Origin of the sequence: Kitasatospora sp. NPDC088391 (assembly GCF_044753345.1) — a bacterium.
GTDB lineage: Bacteria > Actinomycetota > Actinomycetes > Streptomycetales > Streptomycetaceae > Kitasatospora.
Window position 1 is genome coordinate 382,002 of the sequence record NZ_JBIVNB010000007.1, and the last position, 18,904, is coordinate 400,905.

An 18,904-nucleotide genomic window follows, 5' to 3' on the forward strand; every position below is an offset into this window, starting at 1 on the left:
TTCCCCTACTCGGAGATGGCGACGTAGCGCCAGTTGTCGCCCGGGTCCTCGGCGCCGGACAGGTCGACCGCGACCCCCGGCAGCGCGTCCTTGAGGCGCTGCTGCATCGGCGCGGTCAGGTAGTGGTGGTGCAGGTCGAGGGACTTCAGGTGGGTGAGCGGCTGGCCCTCCAGCAGCGCCGCCGCGCCCTCGTCGGTGAGCGCGCCCATCGAGAGCGAGAGGCCGGTGAGCCGGGGCACCACCGGGGCGTGCGCGATCTCGGCGGCGATCCGGTCCTGCTCGACGGAGTTCTGCAGGCCGAGGTGGGTCAGCGCGGGCAGCGCGGTGCCGGAGAAGAACGGGGCGAGGTCCTGGAGCGTCCAGTCGCCGCCGTAGTTGTCGACGCCGAGCCACAGCTCCAGCTTCTCCAGCGCCGGGAAGGTGCTGGCGCCGACCGCGCGGACGATCACCGCGGGCAGGCCGCCGGCCTCGAAGCGCAGCGACTTCAGGTGCGCGTGCTCGACCGGCTCCAGGCCGAACCGCTCCTTGTCGTCGTAGTCCTCGCTGGAGCCGCGCACCACCAGCTCCTCCAGCAGCGGGAAGGTCCGGAAGACCGGGGTGATGTCCGACATCTGGATCCAGGAGATCTCGCACTCCTCGAAGGTGATGTCGCCGAGGAAGAGCGCGCGCAGCGCGGGCATCCGGTCGGCCGCGCCGAGGATCAGCGGCAGCGCCTGGGAGAGCGGCTGCGGCTCGTCCGCGAACCAGCGGCCCAGCACCAGGGCGGTGACCTGGGACAGGTCCACGGCGCTCAGGAACTTCTCCCACAGCTCGGCGAAGCCGGTCTCGTCGTCCCAGTCCAGGCCGATCCGCCAGGCGGTGGCGTCCGCGGCCGGGAGCCCGCCCTTCTCCGCGGCGGTCCGGAAGTCGGTGACCGGGAGGCCGTGGAACTCCTCGATGTGCTGGTTGATCGTCATGCGCCGCTCCTCGCGCTCGTGGTGGGGCTCCTGCGGGGCCGGAACCTGTCTACCAGCCGGAGACGACGTTCACCCGCACGGGCACCGGCCGTGGCGCGGTTGTCGGTGGGGCGGCCTAGTTTTCCGGTCGGGAGCTGCGCCGGCCGCCGGGTCGGGCCCGAGGACGGGAGGACACCCGTGTACCGCCAGGGTGACGTACTGATCGTGCCGATCGCGCCGGGCGACGTCCCGGCCCCCGTGGCCCGGCTGCCCCGCCGGCCGCGGGACGCCCGGGGCCGGCTGGTGCTGGCCCTCGGCGAGGTGACGGGGCACGCGCACGCGGTGGTCGGCCCGGGCGAACTCGTCCGGGAGAGCGGGCCGTTCGCGCTCTCCTGGCTGCACCTGCCGGAGGGCGGCAAGGTCGTGCACGAGGAGCACGCCGAGATCGCGCTGCCCGGCGGCTGGTACCGGGTGACCCGGCAGCGCGAGTACGTGCCGGGCTCGGTCCGCATGATCGCCGACTAGTCCGCGCACCGATCCCACCCGTACGAGACGAGGACAGAGACAGATGAGCACCCAGCTGACGGGCCGTCCGGCCGACCTCTCGGTGGCGCACTGGCGCTCGGTCGCCGCCGCCACCGGCCCGGCCGACCGGGCCACCGCCGAGCAGGCCGTCCGGGCCGCCTACCGGGCCGCCGGGCTGGCCGAGCCGGCCGAGTTCCGCTGGTACCCGTCGCCGCTCGCCGCGGTCACCGAACTGCTCGGCGGCGCAAGGGACTTCGGGGCGAGCGTGCGCGAACGGGTGCGCACCGCAGCCTGGGAGCGGGCCCGCGCCCGGGCGCTCGCCGCCCTCGGCCCCGCGGGCTGGGCCGAGCTCTGGGCCGCCACCGGCGCCACCCTCGCCCCCGTCACCGCGCTGCCCGCCGAACGGGTCCGCACCGCGCTGCTCGACCGGATCGCCCCCGAGCCCGAGCCGGTCGACGACTGGGCCGAGGCCCGCAAGCCCGCCAACCGGGAGCGCCGCCGCCTGGCCGGCGAGGCCCGCGCCGACGTCCGGCTCGCCCTGCTGGACGCGGTGGCCGGCCAGCACGACGCCGCCTGGTTCGCCGCCTTCGACACCGCCGGCACCGGCGACGAGGCGCTCGCCGCACTGGCCGGCGTCGCCCGCCAGGTGGGCTGGTGGTGGCCCTACGAGCGCACCGTGCTGCTCAGCGAGCGCCCCGTCGCCCTGCACCGCGACGAGGCCGGCCGGCTCGACCGCGCCGACGGCCCCGCGCTCGCCTACGCCGACGGCTTCGCCCTGCACGCCTGGCGCGGCATGCCCGTCCCCGCCGACTTCCCCGAGCGGCTGACCGGCCTCACCCCCGAGCGCATCCGCGCCGAGGAGAACGCCGAGCTGCGCCGGGTGATGCTGGAGCACTTCGGCTACGACCGCTACCTCGCCGAGTCCGGCGCCGAACCCCTGCACCGGGACGAGACCGGCGTGCTGTGGCGCATCCAGCTCCCGAACGACGAGCCCGTCGTCATGGTCGAGGTGGTCAACTCCACGCCCGAGCCGGACGGCACCTTCCGCACCTACTACCTGCGCGTCCCGCCCGCCACCCGCACCGCCCGGGCCGGCGTCGCCTGGACGTTCGGCGTCGAGGAGAAGGACTACCGTCCGCTGCGGCAGACCTGACGGGCCGTCCGGGCGGGCCTGTCAAGGGTGCGGCACTCCGAGAGGCCCGCCGTGCCGCCCGCTTCGATCGGGAGGAACCCGCCGATCCTGCACCACTGTTCCGCAGGTGAGACCCGCTGATATACCTCTTGTTCCGGGGCAGGGACGTCCCGCCCCCGAGACGAACAGGTGGTGACGGGCAGTGAAGCTCCTCCGCGTGGGCCCGGCGGGCGCGGAACGACCGGCCGTCCTGGCGCCCGACGGCACCGCCCGCGACCTCACCCCGCTCACCCCCGACCTCGACGGCGGCTTCCTGGCCGCCCTCGACCCGGCCGCGCTCGACCTCGCCGCCCTCCCGCGGCTCGACCTGACCGGGAAGCGGATCGGCCCGCCGGTCGCCCGCCCCGGCAAGATCGTCGGCATCGGCCTCAACTACCGCGACCACGCGGCCGAGGCCGGCGCCGCGATCCCGACCGAGCCGGTGGTCTTCATGAAGCCCACCAACACCCTGGTCGGGCCGCACGACCGGGTGCTCGTGCCGCGCGGCGGCGAGAAGACCGACTACGAGGTCGAACTCGCCGTCGTCATCGGGCGCACCGGCCGCTACCTCGACTCCGCCGAGGACGCCGCCGCGATCATCGCCGGCTACGCCGCCGTCAACGACGTCACCGAACGCGCCTTCCAGTTCGAGCGCGGCGGCCAGTGGGACAAGGGCAAGTCCGCCGAGACCTTCACCCCGCTCGGCCCCTGGCTGGTCACCCCCGACGAGGTCGGCGACCCCCAGTCCCTCGGCCTGCGCCTGTGGGTCAACGGCGAACTCCGCCAGGACGGCAGCACCGCGGACATGATCTTCCCGGTCCACGAGACCGTCCGCTACCTCACCCACTTCATGCGCCTCGACCCGGGCGACATCGTCATCACCGGCACCCCCGCCGGCGTCACCCTCGGCCGCCCGGGCACGCCCTTCCTCCGCCCCGGCGACAAGGTCGCCCTCGAAGTCACCGGCCTCGGCCGCCAGGAGGTCACGATGGCCGAAAGCCTTTAGGGCGCTGCGGGACTGCGCTTTTCCCGGGCCCGGGGAGCTTCGCCGGGTCCGCGGAGCTTCGCCGGGTCCGCGGAGCTTCGCCGGGTCCGGGAGCGAAGCTCCAGGGGCCCGGGGAACGGCGGTGCCGAGTGGCGGGTGTCCGACGGGCTGCGAGGGGCTACCCCGTTTCGGGCCGAAGGTCCTTGGCGAAAGCCCCGTGGCGCCCCACTGTGTTCCGACCCAAAGCCCCTCGGCCCCGCCGTTCCCCGGGCCCCTGATTGCTCAGCGTCTGCCGCAAAGTTCCCCGGGCCCCTGATTGCGCGCCCTCGTCAGAAGCCGATGTCGCGCAGCCGCGTCAGGAGCACCCCCGCCGGGCTGTCCGCGGTCTCCAGCTGGAGCCAGCCGTGCAGGACCTCCGCGGTCTGGCCGTCGCGGACGGCCGTCGCCGCGGCCATCACCACGAACTGGTCGACCAGCCAGGCGCAGAGCGAGTCGACCGGGATCTGCCGGCCCTCGTCGAGCCAGCTGATCGCGGAGGCCTCGACCACCGAGATCCAGGAGCGCACCAGCAGGGTGAGCCGGGGCCCGGCCTCGCGGACGCCGAGGTGGCGGAGGGTCCGCCGGAGCGCGGCGCGGCGGACGTCGTCGACGATCGCGCTGGTCCGCCCGGTCTCCACGACGGAGCCGCCGCGCAGCAGCGCGCCGTAGCCCGCCGCGTGCTCGCCGACGAAGTCGAAGTAGCGGTGCAGGACGGCGCCGAGCTGCTGGGTGGGGGTGCCGGCGGTCGGCTCGACCGTGAAGCGGGTGGTGAGTTCGGAGGCGGCGCTGCGCAGCGCCGCCTCGTACAGCTGCTGCTTGCCGCCGGCGAAGTAGCGGTAGACGAGCGGCCGGGAGGCCCCGGCGGCCTCCGCGACGTCGTCGAGCGAGACCTCCTCGGGCGGCCGGGAGGCGAACAGTTCCAGGGCGACGGCGATGAGTTGCTCGCGCCGCTGCTGGACGGGCAGTCGGCGGTAGGCGGCCCGCCGCGGGCGCTCCACGGCGGTCTGGTCGGCGGGGCCCCCGACGGGGCCCTCGACGGAGGGGGAGGTCGCTGCCATGGGTGCCAGGGTAATCGCCGGGCGGGGCGGCGCACCCCTTCGGCATTGCCCCGACCGGCGGGTTCTCCGGCCGGCGGCCGTCCGGCGGGCGGGTCCTCCCGGCCGTCCGCCGGGATCGGTCGCAGAATGTGACGAGGTGTCAGCCGAGAGTGCGGCGAGGAGCGGCCGGTGCGGTGGGTGCGGGCGGTCGGTCGGGCGGTCGGGCAGTGGGTCGGGAAGTCCCCGGGGACGTACGTGTGGCTGCTGCTGCTGGCGCTCACCAGTTTCGTGGTGGCCCGGGCGGACCCGGGGACGCTGGACTTCTTCCTGCAGCAGCGGTCCACCAACATCGACCATTTGACCTCGGACCCGGTCCGGGTGCTGCTGGCCAGCCTGATCTGGACGGAGCAGGCGAACTTCCCGTTCTACTTCGTGCTGTTCCACGTCTTCCACGTCCCCGCCGAGCGCTGGCTGGGCACCCGGCGCTGGCTGACGGTGGCGCTCACCGCGCACGTGGTGGCGACGTTCGTCAGCGAGGGCGTGGTGGCCTGGGGCGTGCACCGGCACCTGCTGCCGGAGAACATGTCGACCACCGTGGACGTCGGGGTGTCGTACGCGCTGGCGGGCGTCGAGGGGGTGCTGACGTACGCGCTGGCCGGCGTCTGGGGGACGGTGTACGGCTACGGGCTGATCGGGTTCTACCTGGTACCGCTGCTGCTCTCGCACACCTTCACCGATCTGGGGCACTTCTGCTCGGTGCTGATCGGCCTGGCGTTCCGGCCGATCACCAGGGGGCGGCCGCGCTGGGACCCGTGGCGGACCGTCACCGCGCTGCGGCGGCGCGGGGGGTGACGACGGCGATACCGAAGAGGGGTTGAATTCGCCTGCGGCTACGACAGGATGGCCGGATGGCTCATGAACTGAACGACGCGCTTCCGAGCGGCCCCACCCCGCGCCGCCTCGCCGACGACTACGTCCACGCCCTCGCCGCGGCCGATCCGCTGACCGCGGTCTACCTCGGTCTCAACCCGGAGGACGACGGCCTGCCCGACCTCTCCCCGGCGGGCATCGAGGCCCTCGCCCAACTGGGCCGCGACACCCTCGCCGCCCTGGACGCCCTGGAGGCGGCCGGCCCGGTGGAGGACGAGGCGGAGCGCCGCTGCGCCCGGCTGCTGCGCGAGCGGCTGACCGCCGAACTGGCCGTGCACGACGCGGGCGAGGGCTACCGCTCGGTCCGCAACCTGGGCTCGCCGGTGCACAACGCCCGCGAGATGTTCACCCTGCTGCCCACCGACACCGACGAGGACTGGCTGCGGCTGGGCCGCCGGCTGGCCCGCTTCCCGCTGGCGATGGCCCAGTACCGGGAGAGCCTGGAGGAGGGCGTCCGGCGCGAGCTGCTGTCGGCGCCCCGCCAGGTCGACACCGTGGTCGGGCAGCTCGCCGAGTGGCTGGAGGGCGACCGGCCCGGCGGCTGGTTCGGCGAACTGGTCGCCACCGCGCCGGAGCACCTGCGCGAGCAGCTGACCGCCACCGCGGTCGAGGCCACCACCGCGCTCGCCGGCCTGCGGGACTGGCTGCGCGACGTCTACGGCCCGGCCGCCCAGGGCACCCCCGACGCGGCCGGCCGGGAGCGCTACACCCGCTGGGTGCGCTACTGGACGGGCTCCGAGCTGGACCTGGACGAGGCGTACGGCTGGGCCTGGGAGCAGTTCCACGAGCTGGACGCGCAGATGCGGGTCGAGGCGGAGAAGGTCCGGCCGGGCGCGACCCCGATGCAGGCGATGAAGTGGCTGGAGACCGACGGCCCGTCGATCCGCGGCGAGCAGGCGGTGCAGGAGTACCTGCAGGGCCTGATGGACCGGGCGATCGCCGACCTCCAGGGCGTGCACTTCGACCTGGCCGAGCCGCTGCTGAAGGTGGAGTCCCGGATCGCCCCGGCGGGCAGCGCCGCGGCCCCGTACTACACCCAGCCCTCGCTGGACTTCTCCCGCCCCGGCCGGACCTGGCTGCCGACCCTGGGCCGGGAGTCCTTCCCGGAGTGGGACCTGGTCTCCACCTGGTACCACGAGGGCGTCCCGGGCCACCACCTGCAGCTCGCGCAGTGGACGCTGGTCGCGGACAAGCTCTCCACCTACCAGGTCACCCTGGGCGGCGTCAGCGCCAACCTGGAGGGCTGGGCGCTGTACGCGGAGCGCCTGATGGACGAGCTCGGCTACCTCACCGACCCCGGCCACCGGCTCGGCTACCTGAACGCGCAGATGATGCGCGCCCTGCGGGTGATCGTCGACATCGGCATGCACGCCGAGCTGGACTTCCCGGCCGACTCCCCGTTCGCCCCGGGCGAGCCGATGCTGCCGGACCTGGCCCGGGAGTTCTTCGGCGCGTACTGCGGCCTGTCCAAGGGCTTCCTGGACAGCGAGCTGGTCCGCTACCTGGGCCTGCCCGGCCAGGCGATCGGCTACAAGCTCGGCGAGCGCGCCTGGCTGCGCGGCCGGGCCGCGGCCCGGGCGGCGGCCGAGGCGGACGGCGGCGAGTTCGACCTCAAGGCCTGGCACATGGCGGCGCTCTCGCAGGGCTCGCTGGGCCTGGACGACCTGGTGGCGGAGCTCGGCGCGCTGTAGCCGGACGGGCGTCCCGGGTGGCCGATGCGGCCGGGCACCCGGGTCCACCTCCGACGGGAGGCGTCCACCCCTCGGGACGATCCGGACCGAACGTCCCGAATGCTGACATCACCGGACGAACCGCCTTGCCGCTGCTCCGTTCGGGGGTTTCCCTGGAGGGAGCGCCCCGTGCGCGCTGCCCCACTCCCGATCGCGGAAGGCGGCCCCCGGTGACCACCCCCGACACCCAGGCGGCGGACCCGCGCCGCTGGTGGGCCCTGGCGGTCATCGCCATCGCCCAGCTGATGATCGTCCTGGACGCGACGATCGTGAACATCGCCCTCCCGTCCGCCCAGAAGGCGCTCGACATCTCCGACGCCGACCGGCAGTGGGTGATCACCGCCTACCTGCTGGCCTTCGGTGGCCTGCTGCTGCTCGGCGGCCGGATCGGCGACCTGTTCGGCCGCAAGCGGACCTTCCTGGTCGGCCTGATCGGCTTCGCCCTCGCCTCCGGCCTCGGCGGCTTCGCCGTCAACGGCGGCATGCTGTTCGCCGCCCGCGCCCTGCAGGGCGCCTTCGGCGCGCTGCTCGCCCCGTCCGCGCTGGCGCTGCTCTCCGTCACCTTCCGCGACCCGCGCGAACGGGCCACCGCGTTCGGCGTCTTCGGCGCGCTGGCCGGCGGCGGCGCGGCGATCGGCCTGATCACCGGCGGCCTGCTCACCGAGTTCCTGTCCTGGCGCTGGTGCCTGTACGTCAACGTGCCGATCGCGGTGGTCACCGCCGTCGGCGCCTCCTACCTGCTGGTCCGCGACCACATCGACCGCTCCCGCCGGGTCCGGCTCGACCTGCCGGGCGCGGTGCTCGGCTGCGGCGGCCTGCTGCTGATCGTCTACGGCACCTCGGAGGCGGTCTCGCGCGGCTGGAGCGACTGGCTGGTGCTGACCGCGCTCTGCGTCGGCGTCGCCCTGCTCGCGGTGTTCGCCCTGGTCGAGCGGCGCACCGAGCACGCGCTGCTGCCGATCCACCTGATCTCCGACCGCAACCGGGCCGGCGGCGCGCTCGCCGTCGGCCTCGCGGTGATCGGCATGTACGGCCTGTTCCTGTTCCTCACCTACTACCTGCAGGGCATCCAGGGCTACTCGCCGATCAAGGCCGGCGTCTCCTTCCTGCCGATGACCGCCGCGATCGTGGTCAGCGCCGCCGGGATCGCCTCCCGGCTGATGACCCGCGTCCCGACCCGCAACCTGGTCGTCCCCGGCCTGCTGCTCGGCGCCGCCGGGATGGCCTGGCTCACCCAGCTCAAGGTGGACAGCTCCTACCTGACGACGGTGCTGCCCGCCGAACTGCTGCTCGGCCTCGGCATGGGCCTGGTCTTCATGCCGACCATGAACCTGGCCACCCTCGGGGTCGCCCCCGAGGAGACCGGCGCCGCCTCCGCCATCATCAACAGCGCCCAGCAGGTCGGCGGTTCGATCGGCACCGCGCTGCTCAACACGATCGCCGCCAGCGTCACCGCCGCCTACCTGGCCACCCGCAACCCCACCGACCCGCTGGTCCAGGCCCAGGGCGCGGTGCACGGCTACGTGATCGCCACCACCGTCGCGATGGGCATCCTGCTGGCCGCCGCGGTGGTCGCCTTCCTGCTGATCGACCACCGCCCCGCCCCCGGCGAGGACGAGGGCCGGGACGCCGCCGCCGCGGCCCGCGCCGCCGTCTGACCCCGCGCCGCACCAGGCCGCACCGGCACCCGGCCCACCGGGTGTCGGTGCCCGCCGGCGGCCCCCGCCGTGAGACCCTGCTGTCCGCCGTCGGAACATTCACCCCATTCCCAGGTCGGGATCACCCCGTTCCCAGGTCGGGAGCGGAGACTCGGAACGGATCGAGAGGTGTCCGCGCCGACGGAGCGGGCACACGCAGGGCCTACCGGGCAGTGAGCGGGGGAGCAGCATGGGACGGCACACCAGGCCGCGGGAGAACCGCGCACCGCGGCGGCGCCCGCTCGCCCTGACCGCGGTCCTCGCGGCCGGGGTGGTCGCCGCGACCACCGCCGTCGGCCTGTACTCCGGCCAGTTGGCGGGCGCCGCCCACCACCCCAGCACCGACAGCGTGGCGATGGCCGGCGACCTCCGCCCGGCGAGCCCGAGCCAGAGCCCGAGTGCCGCCGCGAGCGCGAGCGCGAGCCCCGCCGCGACGCCGACCCCGGGCGACCCGGCGGCCCCCGACGTCCGGCAGGCCGTCGACCCCACCGCCGACACCGCCCGCTCCACCCCCAGCAGCGCCCCGCCCGCCGGCCCGCTCGGCGTCACCTCGGTCGCCGCCGACACCGCCGAGTCCCGCCGGGTCGGCGCCCTGTTCTCCGGCGCCGTCGGCCCCGGCAACCACTTCTGCACCGCCAGCGTGATCGACAGCCCCGGCCGGAACCTGATCCTCACCGCCGCGCACTGCCTGTCCGGCGCGAGCGGCGTCACCTTCGTCCCCGGCTACCGCGACGGCCAGGCCCCGTACGGCAGTTGGAAGGTCACCAAGGTGTACACCTCGGACGGCTGGCAGAACGACGGCGACCCCGACGAGGACTTCGCGATCCTCGCCGTCGCCCCCGGCTCCGACGGCCGGCAGATCGAGGACGTGCTCGGCGGCAACCCGATCGGCACCGACGCCGGCTGGACGGCGCGCAGCCGGCTCTACGGCTACCCCGCCGGCAGCGAGCAGCCGATCACCTGCACCAACGACACCAGCCGGCAGGACACCTACCAGCGCCGGATCGACTGCCCGTCCTTCCCCGGCGGCACCAGCGGCGGACCGTTCCTGGAGGTCTCCACCGGCGAGGTGATCGGCGTCATCGGCGGCTACCAGCAGGGCGGCGACACCGACGACACCTCCTACAGCGCCGCCTTCGACCACACCGTCGGCGACCTGCTCGCCAAGGCGGGCTGACGGCCCGTCAGGAACCCGCCCCGCCCTCCCGTCCGTCGGTCCCGTCTCCCACAATGGGGCGTCGCCGCACACGAACAGGAGGCAGGCCAGGTGTTCCGCCGCTGGTGGTTCCTCGACGCCCTACGCCCCGCCGATCCGAAGGACGCCGCCCCGCGCCCCGGCCGCCGCGAGATCCGGGAGCGCAACGCCCTGGTGCTCGGCGAGTGGGAGGCCCTGCGCACCCGGCTGCGCCGACTCGCCGCCGAACGGGTCGCCACCGCCGGCACCGTCTTCCGGGCCGCCGAACTCCAACTGCTCACCGAGGAGTCGGCCGCCCGCCGGGCCTACCAGTGGGCCCTGGAGGCGTACGAGGCGGCCGGCCGGCTGCTCGACACCGCCGACCGGGACGACACCGACCTGCCGGACCTGGCCGCCGCCGTGGTGCTCGCCGAGCAGGCCGTCGAACGGCTCGCCGCCGCCCACCTGCTGCACGCCGGGCAGCGCCCCGACCCGCTCGCCGTCCGCTGCTACTACAACCCGCTGCACGGCCCCGCGGCCCCCGCCGCCCCCGCCCGCCCCGGCAAGAAGGCCCACCGGACCGCCGCCCGGGAGGCCGCCGCCGACCGCCGCCCCGCCTGCCCGTCCTGCCGCCGGGCGATCCTGGCCGACCAGCAGCCGGACGTGCTGCCCGCGCTGCTCCCCGCCAAGGCCGTCCCGGGCCGCACCGGGCCCGCGCTGGTCCCGTACTACAGCGTCCCGCGCCAGTGGTCCCCGTGGTCCACCACCGCCTGCGGCGCCTACGACCCGGGCACCCCGGCCCTGGTCCTGCGCGGCGAGCACCGGCGGCACCCGCCGCGCTGACGGCCCGTCAGGGCGCGGTGGCGGGGGCGAAGCCGCCGTGCGAGCCGCCGTCCAGCAGGGCGGCCCAGTCCAGCGGGCCGGCCAGGGCGGACCGCCGGGGGAGCGAGACCACCAGCGCGCCGCCGGTCCGCTCGACCTGCGCGCACCAGGCGGCGACCGCGTCCAGCTCGGCCTCGCTGCCCAGGGTCGGCAGCACGCAGCCCGCCTCGCCGGGCCCGTCCAGCAGGCAGAGCGTCAGCCGGGCCGTCAGCTGCCAGCCGTCCAGCGCGGGCACCGCGCCGTCGACGGTGCGCAGCACCGGCAGCGCCTCGTGCACCGGGGCCCCGGCCAGCAGCAGGATCGGCGCGGACGCCCCCGACACGTAGCGCACCTGTTCGTGCGAGATCATCATGCGGGCATCCTGCCGGAGTCCGCCGACGCCGCCGCCAGCAGCCCGGCGGGGGCGGCCCAGGCCCGGTCGGTGGGCAGCGGGCTGTCGCCCAGCTCGACCCAGGTGGTGTCCAGGTGCCGGACCGCCCGGCCGTCGGTCCACCAGCGCGAGGTCGGTCCGGACGCCTCCGGGATCGGCCGGGCCGCCGGGCCGCCGACCTCCGCCGGGTCCAGCTCCGGCGCGCCGCGCAGCGCGTGCAGCAGCGCGTCGGTCTCGATCAGGTGGTCCAGGGAGGGGAAGGCCGACACCTCGGGCTCGCCGTCCCGGCCGATCACCACGGTGCCGTCCAGCAGCAGGCGCGCGCCCGGGACGTCGTCCGTGGTCGGGTGCACCGCGGACCGGAACTCGATCCGCGGGTCGCCCGGCTCCGGGTCCAGCACCGGGTCGAGGAAGACCTGCTCGCCGAAGAACGGGCTCGGCCAGCTCAGCCCCGCGTACCGCTCCCGCAGCTCGTGCAGCCGGGCCACCGGGTCGCCCGGGACGGCCCCGAACACCTCCAGCAGCCGTCGGCGCAGCTCCATGTCGTCGTGCTCGTACGCGACCGGCACCACGCCCGCGCGCCCGTGCGCGCGGAGGAAGGCGGCGGCCCGCACGGTCAGCCCCGACGGCGGTTCCCAGACAAGCGGCACGGTCGGCCCCCCACGGACGGACGATCCCGAACAGACGAAGAAGGCCCAGATCCAAGGGACCTGAGCCTCATTCACGCACTTCTCGCGAAGTGCCCCCGGTAGGATTCGAACCTACGCACCCGCCTCCGGAGGGCGGTGCTCTATCCCCTGAGCTACGGGGGCCTGGGCGAACCTTGCGGCGCTGCCCGGCCTTGCGGGGAAAACACTACCAGGGAAACAACGTGGTCCGTGCACGGGTTTCCGACGGCGACCGGACGCGCCGTCAGCAGGTGACCGGCAAGTAGCCGAAAGCCCGGACGGGGCGGCCCGGCCGCACTACCCTCGGTGGGGTGGAGGCGGCGTCGGGGCGGGTCCTCGTGGTGGACGACAGCGAGGTGATCCGCCGGCTGATCAGGGTCAACCTGGAGCTGGAGGGCTTCGAGGTGGTGACCGCCGCCGACGGTGCCGAGTGCCTGGAGGTGGTCCGCGGGGTCGCCCCGGACGTGATCACCCTGGACGTGGTGATGCCCCGGCTGGACGGGCTGCGGACGGCGGCCCGGCTGCGCGCCGCATACGACACCGCGCACCTGCCGATCGCGATCGTCAGCGCCTGCACGCCGGCCGACCTGGAGCGCGGCGAGTCGGTCGGGGTGGACGGCTACCTGGCGAAGCCCTTCGACCCGGCGGACCTGGTCGCCCTGGTCGGGCGGCTGTGCGAGCAGGCCCGGACGGCGGTGCCGGGACGGCGCCGGTTCGCCTACGACTTCGGGGCGATGCCCCAGGTGCCCGCCCAAACCGGCCGCGATTCAGCCCTGGGCGAACAGGCGCAGGAACTCGTCCGGCCGGAGGAGCCCCGCCCGTGAGATGTGCCCGTCAGCGGCGACGTCCGCCGGGACGAAGCACGCCCGGGGGCGCGACGCGCCCGCGCGGCGGCAAACCGAGTGGCGGCCGGGTACCCCGTCTCGCCTAGGCTTGGCCCCGTGACACCCGCAGAACTCTCCCAGGCAGTCCAGGCCGCCCTCAGCACCGCCGTCGCGGCGGGCGAGCTGACCGTCGACGTGCCCGCGCACGTGACGGTCGAGCGGCCCAAGAACAGGGACCACGGCGACTACGCCACCAACGTGGCCCTCCAGCTCGCGAAGCCGGCCGGCAAGCCGCCGCGAGCCGTCGCGGAGATCCTGGCCGGGCGGCTGCGAGAGATCGCCGGCGTCGCCAAGGTCGACATCGCCGGTCCGGGCTTCCTGAACATCACGCTGGACGCCGCCACCCAGGGCGAGCTGGCGCGCACCATCGTCGGGGCGGGCGAGGCGTACGGCCGCAACGAGGCGCTCAAGGGCCTGAAGATCAACCTGGAGTTCGTCTCGGCGAACCCGACCGGCCCGATCCACATCGGCGGCGTCCGCTGGGCCGCCGTCGGCGACTCGCTGGCCCGGGTGCTCAAGGCGACCGGCGCCGAGGTGTCCACCGAGTACTACCTCAACGACGCCGGCGTGCAGATCACCAAGTTCGCCAAGTCGCTGAAGGCCGCCGCCAACGGGCAGCCGGTCCCGGAGGACGGCTACGTCGGCGAGTACATCACCGACATCGCCAAGGCCGTCACCGACGGCGTCCCCGGCATCCTCGACCTGCCCGCGGACGAGCAGCTGCAGACCTTCCGCACCGAGGGCCTGAAGCTGATGGTCGCCGAGATCCAGCGGTCGATGGCCGAGTTCGGCGTGCACTTCGACACCTGGTTCTCCGAGCAGACGCTGCACGACTCCGGCGCCGTCGAGAAGGCCATCGAACGGCTCCGCGAGCAGGGCCACGTCTTCGACCGGGAGGGCGCGATCTGGCTGCGCACCACCGACTTCGGCGACGACAAGGACCGCGTCCTGGTCAAGGCCGACGGCGAGACCACCTACTTCGCCGCCGACGCCGCCTACTACCTGAGCAAGCGGGACCGCGGCGCGGAGGTCTCGGTCTACATGCTCGGCGCCGACCACCACGGCTACGTCAACCGCCTCAAGGCCATCGCGGCCTGCGCCGGCGACGACATGGGCCGCAACATCGAGGTGATGATCGGCCAGTTCGTGAAGATGCTGCGCGACGGCAAGGAGGTCCGGCTCTCCAAGCGCGCGGGCAACATCATCACGATCGACGACGTGATCGACTGGATCGGCGTGGACGCCGCCCGCTACATGCTGGTCCGGCAGTCCACCGACTCCACCATCACCATCGACATCGACCTGGTGACCAGCACCTCCCGGGAGAACCCGGTCTACTACGTGCAGTACGCGCACGCCCGGATGTGCTCGGTGCAGCGCAACGCGGTGGAGAAGGGCATCACCCGCAGCGCGGACTTCAAACCGGAGCTGCTGGACTCCGAGTGGGAGAACGACCTGCTCGGCCAGCTCGGCGAGTTCCCGCGGGTGCTGGCCAAGGCCGGCGAGCTGCGCGAGCCGCACCACGTGGCCACCTACCTGGAGGAACTGGCCCGGGCGTACCACCGGTTCTACGACAACTGCCAGATCCTGCCGAAGGGCGACGAGGAGGTCACCGACCTCACGCACGCCCGCCTCTGGCTGGCCGACGCCACGCGAACGACGCTGGCCAACGGCCTCGGCCTGCTGGGCGTCTCGGCGCCCGAGCGGATGTAAAGCACCACACCCCCGAAGCGCAGCGCAGCAGGGGGCGGTGACCGGTCGACGGAGACCGGTCGCCGCCCCTCGCCATAGGTCGAGGAAGTACCGCAGATGTCTCGCTCCGCCCACCCCGCAGGTCCCCGGCACGGCGACGTGCTGCCCGAAGGCCACTACCAGGCCCCGCCCGCCGACCTGAACGCGCTGGACCCCAAGGTCTGGTCGTGCACCGTCGGCCGCGACGCCGAGGGCGTCGCCACCGTCGGCGGCGTCGACGTGCGCACCCTGGCCGCCGAGTTCGGCACCCCCGCGTACGTCATGGACGAGGCCGACTTCCGGGCCCGCGCCCGGGCCTGGCGGGACGCCTTCGGCGACAGCGCCGACGTGTACTACGCGGGCAAGGCGTTCCTCTCCAAGGCCGTGGTGCGCTGGCTGCACGAGGAGGGCCTCAACGTCGACGTGTGCTCCTCCGGCGAGCTGCACGTGGCGCTGGCGGCCGGCATGCCGGCCGGGCGGATCGCGCTGCACGGCAACAACAAGTCGGTGCACGAGCTGGAGCAGGCCGTGAAGGCCGGGGTCGGCCACATCGTGGTCGACTCGTACCAGGAGATCGAGCGGCTGGCGGAGATCGCCGAGGCGCAGGGCGTCCGGCAGCAGGTGCTGATCCGGATCACCGTCGGCGTCGAGGCGCACACCCACGAGTTCATCGCCACCGCGCACGAGGACCAGAAGTTCGGCCTCTCGCTGACCGGCGGCGCCGCCGCCGAGGGCGTCCGCCGGGTGCTGGCCCGGCCGTCGCTGGAGCTGCGCGGCATCCACTCGCACATCGGCTCGCAGATCTTCGACTTCGCGGGCTTCGAGGTGGCCGCCCGCCGGGTGGTCGGCCTGCTCGCCGAGGTCCGCGACGAGCACGGCGTGGAGCTGCCGGAGATCGACCTCGGCGGTGGCCTGGGCATCGCCTACACCCCCGAGGACGACCCGCGCGAGCCCGCCGAGATCGCCGCCTCGCTCCGCGAGATCGTCCGACGCGAGTGCGCCGCCGCCGAGTTGACGACCCCGCGGATCTCGGTCGAGCCCGGCCGGGCGATCGTCGGCCCGACCGCGTTCACGCTGTACGAGGTCGGCACCGTCAAGCCGCTGGAGGGCCTGCGCACCTACGTCAGCGTGGACGGCGGGATGTCCGACAACATCCGCACCGCGCTGTACGACGCCGAGTACTCGGTGGCGCTGGTCTCCCGCACCAGCACGGCCGAGCCGATGCTGGTCCGGGTGGTCGGCAAGCACTGCGAGTCCGGCGACATCGTGGTCCGGGACGCCTTCCTGCCCGCCGACCTGGCCCCCGGCGACCTGATCGCGGTGCCCGCCACCGGCGCCTACTGCCGCTCGATGGCGAGCAACTACAACCACGCCCTCAAGCCCCCCGTGCTGGCCGTCGCGGACGGTGCCGCCCGGGTGATCGTCCGCCGCGAGACGGAGGAGGATCTCCTGCGGCTCGATATCGGCTGACGAAATTTTCGTCTCAGAACGTGGACCAGCCGTAGATCCGTGCGGAAAGTCCCGGAGACTGGTACGGACAGGAAAGCCCCCGGGGACGACGGAACGCCCCGACGGGGACCGAAGAATGCAGAGCGGAGTCGGATGATGCGTACGCGCCCGCTGAAGGTGGCGTTGCTGGGCTGTGGTGTGGTGGGCTCCGAGGTGGCGCGCATCATGACGACGACGGCCGACGACCTCGCCGCGCGCATCGGCGCCCCGGTCGAGCTGGCCGGCATCGCGGTCCGCCGCGCCGGCCGGCCCCGCCCGGGGGTGCCCGAGCACCTGCTCACCACCGACGCCGAGGCGCTGGTCGGCCGCGGCGACATCGACGTGGTGATCGAGGTGGTGGGCGGCATCGAGCCGTCCAAATCGCTGCTCCTGAAAGCCTTCGAGAACGGCGCCTCGGTGGTCTCCGCCAACAAGGCGCTGCTCGCCCAGGACGGCGCCGAGCTGCACGCCGCGGCCGCCGCGGCCGGCGTCGACCTCTACTACGAGGCCGCCGTGGCCGGCGCCATCCCGCTGCTCCGCCCGCTGCGCGAGTCGCTGGCCGGCGACAAGGTGAACCGGGTGCTCGGCATCGTCAACGGCACCACCAACTTCATCCTCGACAAGATGGACTCCACCGGCGCCGGGTACTCCGAGGCGCTGGAGGAGGCCACCGCGCTGGGCTACGCCGAGGCCGACCCGACCGCCGACGTGGAGGGCTTCGACGCCGCCGCCAAGGCCGCCATCCTGGCCGGGATCGCCTTCCACACCAAGGTCACCGCCGCGGACGTCTACCGCGAGGGCATCACCGAGGTCACCGCCGCCGACATCGCCTCCGCCAAGCAGATGGGCTGCGTGGTCAAGCTGCTGGCGATCTGCGAGCGGGCCGCCGACGGCGCCTCGGTCACCGCCCGGGTGCACCCGGCGATGATCCCGCTCAGCCACCCGCTGGCCTCGGTCCGCGAGGCGTACAACGCGGTCTTCGTCGAGGCCGAGGCGGCCGGCCGGCTGATGTTCTACGGCCCCGGCGCGGGCGGCTCGCCCACCGCCTCCGCGGTCCTCGGCGACCTGGTCGCGGTCGGCCGCAACAAGCTCAACGGCGCCACCGGCCCCGGCGACTCGGTGTACGCCGCGCTGCCCGCCAAGCCGATGGACGAGGTGGTCACCCGCTACCACGTCAGCCTCGACGTGGACGACCGCGCGGGCGTGCTCGCCCAGGTCGCCTCGGTCTTCGCCGAGCACGGCGTCTCCATCGACACCGTGCGCCAGCAGGGCCGCGACGGCGACGCCGCGCTCGTCGTGGTCACCCACCGCGCCGCCGACGCCGCCCTGTCGGCGACGGTCGACAAGCTCCGCGCACTGGACAGCGTGCGCGACGTGGCCAGCATCATGCGGGTCGAAGGGGAGTAAGCCGGTATGAACGCCTTTGCCGAAAGCACCGCCCGAGGCACCCACACGCACCAGTGGCGCGGCCTCATCGAGGAGTACCGCGACCGCCTCCCGGTCACCGCCGCCACGCCGGTGGTCACCCTGCTGGAGGGCGGCACGCCGCTCGTCCCCGCCCAGGTGCTCTCCGAGCGCACCGGCTGCGAGGTCTACCTCAAGGTCGAGGGCGCCAACCCGACCGGCTCCTTCAAGGACCGCGGGATGACGATGGCCATCTCCAAGGCCAAGGAGGACGGCGCGCAGGCCGTCATCTGCGCGTCCACCGGCAACACCTCCGCCTCCGCCGCCGCCTACGCGGTGCGGGCCGGCATGGTCTCCGCCGTGCTCGTCCCGCAGGGCAAGATCGCCCTCGGCAAGATGGGCCAGGCGCTGGTGCACGGCGCCAAGATCCTCCAGGTCGACGGCAACTTCGACGACTGCCTGACGCTCGCCCGCGAGCTGTCCGAGAAGTACCCGGTCGCCCTGGTCAACTCGGTCAACCCGGTGCGCATCGAGGGCCAGAAGACCGCCGCCTTCGAGATCGTCGACATGCTCGGCGACGCCCCGGACATCCACGTCCTCCCGGTCGGCAACGCGGGCAACATCACCGCCTACTGGAAGGGCTACCGCGAGTATGCCGCGGACGGCCTGGCCACCCGCACCCCGCGGATGTGGGGCTTCCAGGCGTCCGGCTCGGCCCCGATCGTGGACGGCGCCCCGGTGCTCAAGCCGCAGACCATCGCCACCGCGATCCGGATCGGCAACCCGGCCTCCTGGGACTACGCGCTCGCCGCCCGGGACGACTCCGGCGGCCTCATCGACAAGGTGACGGACCGCCAGATCCTGTCCGCCTACCGGCTGTTGGCCGCCCAGGAGGGCGTCTTCGTCGAGCCCGCCTCGGCCGCCTCGGTGGCCGGCCTGCTCGCCAAGGCCGAGGCCGGACTGGTCGACCCCGGCCAGCGGATCGTCTGCACCGTCACCGGCAACGGCCTCAAGGACCCGGACTGGGCGGTGGCCGGCGCCCCGCAGCCGCAGATCGTCCCGATCGACCCCGAGACGGCCGCCCGCCGCCTCGGCCTGCTGGACTGACCCCGCGTCAACACGGTGGGGGGGGGGCCCCCCCCCGGGGCGCCCCCCCCCCCCCCGGGGGGGGGGGACCCCCCGGGGGGGGGGGGGGCGCGGGGGCCCCCCCCACAAAGGCGCCCCGGCCGGGGGTCCCCGCGGGGCCCCCGCCGA

At 74.2% G+C, this 18,904-nt stretch carries 17 protein-coding genes and 1 tRNA gene; 13 read left to right on the forward strand and 5 right to left on the reverse strand.

Annotated elements, in window-relative coordinates:
- Positions 1 to 5 precede the first annotated feature (5 nt).
- Complete coding sequence (locus tag ACIQBJ_RS22965) at positions 6 to 956, reverse strand: STM4015 family protein (RefSeq protein WP_400713523.1); 951 nt, start codon at positions 954 to 956, stop codon at positions 6 to 8.
- A gap of 177 nt (positions 957 to 1,133) precedes the next feature.
- Here ACIQBJ_RS22965 and ACIQBJ_RS22970 point away from each other — a divergent pair, with 177 nt between their 5' ends.
- From ACIQBJ_RS22970 to ACIQBJ_RS22980, 3 genes are all read left to right on the forward strand, one after another.
- On the forward strand, positions 1,134 to 1,460 hold the full coding sequence (locus tag ACIQBJ_RS22970) for a hypothetical protein (protein WP_400713526.1): 327 nt from the start codon (positions 1,134 to 1,136) through the stop codon (positions 1,458 to 1,460).
- A gap of 43 nt (positions 1,461 to 1,503) precedes the next feature.
- On the forward strand, positions 1,504 to 2,613 hold the full coding sequence (locus tag ACIQBJ_RS22975) for a DUF6745 domain-containing protein (protein WP_400713529.1): 1,110 nt from the start codon (positions 1,504 to 1,506) through the stop codon (positions 2,611 to 2,613).
- 181 nt (positions 2,614 to 2,794) lie between these two features.
- Entirely contained in the window at positions 2,795 to 3,637 is an 843-nt protein-coding gene (locus ACIQBJ_RS22980; protein WP_400713532.1) for a fumarylacetoacetate hydrolase family protein, read from the forward strand.
- 308 nt (positions 3,638 to 3,945) lie between these two features.
- Here the strand turns inward: ACIQBJ_RS22980 and ACIQBJ_RS22985 are convergent, their stop codons facing one another.
- Complete coding sequence (locus ACIQBJ_RS22985) at positions 3,946 to 4,713, reverse strand: TetR/AcrR family transcriptional regulator (protein WP_400713535.1); 768 nt, start codon at positions 4,711 to 4,713, stop codon at positions 3,946 to 3,948.
- A gap of 168 nt (positions 4,714 to 4,881) precedes the next feature.
- On the opposite strand from ACIQBJ_RS22985, the gene ACIQBJ_RS22990 reads away from it, so the two are divergent.
- From ACIQBJ_RS22990 to ACIQBJ_RS23010, 5 genes are all read left to right on the forward strand, one after another.
- Complete coding sequence (locus tag ACIQBJ_RS22990; protein ID WP_400713538.1) at positions 4,882 to 5,544, forward strand: rhomboid-like protein; 663 nt, start codon at positions 4,882 to 4,884, stop codon at positions 5,542 to 5,544.
- 56 nt (positions 5,545 to 5,600) lie between these two features.
- Positions 5,601 to 7,313 carry a DUF885 domain-containing protein gene (locus ACIQBJ_RS22995; RefSeq protein WP_400713542.1) on the forward strand — a complete coding sequence of 571 codons (1,713 nt, stop codon included), beginning with the start codon at positions 5,601 to 5,603 and terminating at the stop codon, positions 7,311 to 7,313.
- A gap of 209 nt (positions 7,314 to 7,522) precedes the next feature.
- A complete protein-coding gene (locus ACIQBJ_RS23000; protein WP_400713545.1) occupies positions 7,523 to 9,010 on the forward strand; it encodes an MFS transporter in 1,488 nt (495 codons plus the stop codon).
- 229 nt (positions 9,011 to 9,239) lie between these two features.
- Entirely contained in the window at positions 9,240 to 10,226 is a 987-nt protein-coding gene (locus ACIQBJ_RS23005; RefSeq protein WP_400713548.1) for a trypsin-like serine peptidase, read from the forward strand.
- 90 nt (positions 10,227 to 10,316) lie between these two features.
- A complete protein-coding gene (locus tag ACIQBJ_RS23010; RefSeq protein ID WP_400713551.1) occupies positions 10,317 to 11,066 on the forward strand; it encodes a hypothetical protein in 750 nt (249 codons plus the stop codon).
- Positions 11,067 to 11,073: 7 nt separating this feature from the next.
- Here ACIQBJ_RS23010 and ACIQBJ_RS23015 read toward each other — a convergent pair whose 3' ends face one another.
- The 3 genes from ACIQBJ_RS23015 to ACIQBJ_RS23025 form a co-directional block, all read right to left on the reverse strand.
- Positions 11,074 to 11,457 carry a hypothetical protein gene (locus tag ACIQBJ_RS23015; protein ID WP_400713554.1) on the reverse strand — a complete coding sequence of 128 codons (384 nt, stop codon included), beginning with the start codon at positions 11,455 to 11,457 and terminating at the stop codon, positions 11,074 to 11,076.
- Positions 11,454 to 12,125, reverse strand: a complete 672-nt coding sequence (locus ACIQBJ_RS23020; protein WP_400713557.1) for a hypothetical protein — start codon at positions 12,123 to 12,125, stop codon at positions 11,454 to 11,456. Before ACIQBJ_RS23020 ends, ACIQBJ_RS23015 begins: the two co-directional genes overlap by 4 nt.
- A 90-nt stretch (positions 12,126 to 12,215) precedes the next feature.
- Positions 12,216 to 12,287, reverse strand: a tRNA-Arg gene (locus ACIQBJ_RS23025).
- 167 nt (positions 12,288 to 12,454) lie between these two features.
- Between ACIQBJ_RS23025 and ACIQBJ_RS23030 the strand changes: the two genes are divergently transcribed.
- The 5 genes from ACIQBJ_RS23030 (at position 12,455) to thrC (ending at position 18,757) form a co-directional block, all read left to right on the forward strand.
- Positions 12,455 to 12,967 carry a response regulator gene (locus ACIQBJ_RS23030; protein ID WP_400713560.1) on the forward strand — a complete coding sequence of 171 codons (513 nt, stop codon included), beginning with the start codon at positions 12,455 to 12,457 and terminating at the stop codon, positions 12,965 to 12,967.
- Between the two features lie 117 nt (positions 12,968 to 13,084).
- The gene (gene argS / locus ACIQBJ_RS23035; protein ID WP_400713563.1) at positions 13,085 to 14,740 is read left to right on the forward strand and encodes an arginine--tRNA ligase; all 1,656 of its coding nucleotides are present in this window, start codon (positions 13,085 to 13,087) and stop codon (positions 14,738 to 14,740) included.
- A 96-nt stretch (positions 14,741 to 14,836) separates the two neighbouring features.
- Positions 14,837 to 16,228: a diaminopimelate decarboxylase gene (lysA, locus tag ACIQBJ_RS23040; RefSeq protein ID WP_400713566.1), complete on the forward strand. Its 1,392-nt coding sequence runs from the start codon at positions 14,837 to 14,839 to the stop codon at positions 16,226 to 16,228.
- A gap of 132 nt (positions 16,229 to 16,360) precedes the next feature.
- Positions 16,361 to 17,653, forward strand: a complete 1,293-nt coding sequence (locus ACIQBJ_RS23045) for a homoserine dehydrogenase (protein WP_400713569.1) — start codon at positions 16,361 to 16,363, stop codon at positions 17,651 to 17,653.
- Positions 17,654 to 17,659: 6 nt separating this feature from the next.
- Positions 17,660 to 18,757 (forward strand): threonine synthase, encoded by a 1,098-nt coding sequence (gene thrC, locus ACIQBJ_RS23050; RefSeq protein WP_400713572.1) that lies wholly within the window; start codon positions 17,660 to 17,662, stop codon positions 18,755 to 18,757.
- Positions 18,758 to 18,904: the final 147 nt, after the last annotated feature.